At 71.2% G+C, this 1855-nt stretch carries 1 protein-coding gene; it reads right to left on the reverse strand.

Annotated features, from left to right (window positions below; genetic code table 11):
• Positions 1–1855, reverse strand: a 1855-nt coding sequence (locus tag JMF90_RS35315; RefSeq protein ID WP_201326185.1) for a class I SAM-dependent methyltransferase, incomplete at both ends; no start/stop codon positions are given.

Here is a 1855-nt window from a genome sequence, read left to right on the forward strand (position 1 = left end):
GCATCGAGCGGCAGCCCGAGCGTCGCCGCGAAGTTGAACAGCACGAGCCGTTCGTCCTCGATCAGATACGGAATCCGGTAGCTCGACACGATGTCGAGCGTGCGCACCGCGACGCCGAGCTGCACCAGCGACTTCGCCATTTCGAGCGCGATCAGCCCGCCCGAGCAGTAGCCCAGCACGTCGACCTCGCGCACGCCGTTGCGCCACAGCGCATCCGCGTAACGCCGGCCCAGCGTCGCGTTCAGGTGGCGCACCGGCAGGTCGAGATAGTCCTGCGCGTCGCGCACCGCGAAGCCGAGCACCGGGCCGAGCCGCGCCAGCGCGGGCAGCACCGGACGGTACGCATGCACGGTGCCGAGCCCTTCGTGCACGATCACGCGCGGCACGCCGTCGCCCGGCGCGAGCGGAATCGGCCGCACGCCGGCTCGCACGCGCGGCGCCGGCGCATGGACGACCGCCGATGCAGGCAGCGTGCGCGACGCGGCGGGCGCGGCCGTCGGCGTCGCGCTCGCCGGCTGCTCGCTCGCGTCGCGCAGGCATTGCGCGAACGCGGCGGGCGTCGGCTGCGCGAGCACCCAGCGCAGCAGCCGGTCGAACGGATGCGCATGCGCGAGCGGCTCCTCGCCGCGCAGCCGCGACACGAGCTGCGCGATCAGCAGCGAATCGCCGCCCGCAGCGAAGAAGTCCTGATCCGGCGACACGTTGCGCGTATCGAGCACGGTTTCCCACAAGCCGATCAACCGCGCGAGCAGCGGATCGGCTGCCTGTGCGGGCACCGCTCGCACCACGGCCGGCGCCGGTTCGCGGATATCGGCGATGCCGGCCAGCGTGCGGCGGTCGATCTTGCCGTTCGCGGTCACCGGCAAGCGTTCGAGCACGCGCAGTTGCGACGGCACCATGTAGTTCGGCACGCGCTCGGCCACGAACGACAGCAGCGTATCCGGCGCGATGCGTGCAGCGCCGCGCTTCACGTGAGCCAGCAGGATGTCGTAGCCGAGCGCGGCGAGCGGCGTGTCGGGCGCGACACAACCGAGCGCGCGATCGCCCGCTTCCGCCTGCAGCCATTCGAGCCATTGCGCGTGCGGCACGAACAACCGCGCCGATGCGGCGCGCGCGTCGTCCGGCGTCTCCATCATCAGCCCCTGGCTGATGCTGATTTCCGGATGCTCGGCCGTCAGTTCCTGGATCACCCACCACGCATCGGCAGCCGACAGCGCACGCAAGCCCGCGATCAGCGCGACCGTATCACGCGCATTGTTCAGCGCGCCGGAGCTGATCGTCAGGTCGACCGAATGCGGCGCAATGCCCTGCGCGTCGCACGGCGCGTTCATGTCGAAGCGCACGAAGCGCATCCACGGATACGCGGCGAAACGCTCGCGTGCGGCGGCGAGGAAGTAGCTCGACACGTCGCTGAACAGGTAATCGATGCGCGTGCCGGCTTCGACCAGCGGCGCGAGCGCGTCGACGATCGCACGCGTCACGGCGGCCGTGCCCGCGCCGATTTCGAGAATGCGCCACGAGCGCTGCGGTTCGCGTGCGACGACGGCGCGCACGGCCTGCGCCATCCCGCGATGCAGCGCGCGGGCATGTTCGCCGTCGCTGTACATCGCTTCGGCGATATGCGAAGCCCCTTCCGGGAACATCAGGCCGGCCGGCGACACGCTGCCGGAGATCTGCGCGTCGAGGCATCCGGCGCTGGTGCGGAAGTAGTCCACGAGCACGGCCGGCCACAGCTCGGGCGACGCGTGTTGCGCGAATGCGTCCCAGCACGCATGCGCATCGGCCAGGCTCGCGCGCGGCCGCATGCGCCAGCCGTCTTCGGCATCCGCCTCCAGCACGCCGTGCGCGACGAGCA

It is taken from the genome of Burkholderia sp. E168m23 (assembly GCF_016586125.1).
GTDB lineage: Bacteria > Pseudomonadota > Gammaproteobacteria > Burkholderiales > Burkholderiaceae > Burkholderia > Burkholderia orbicola.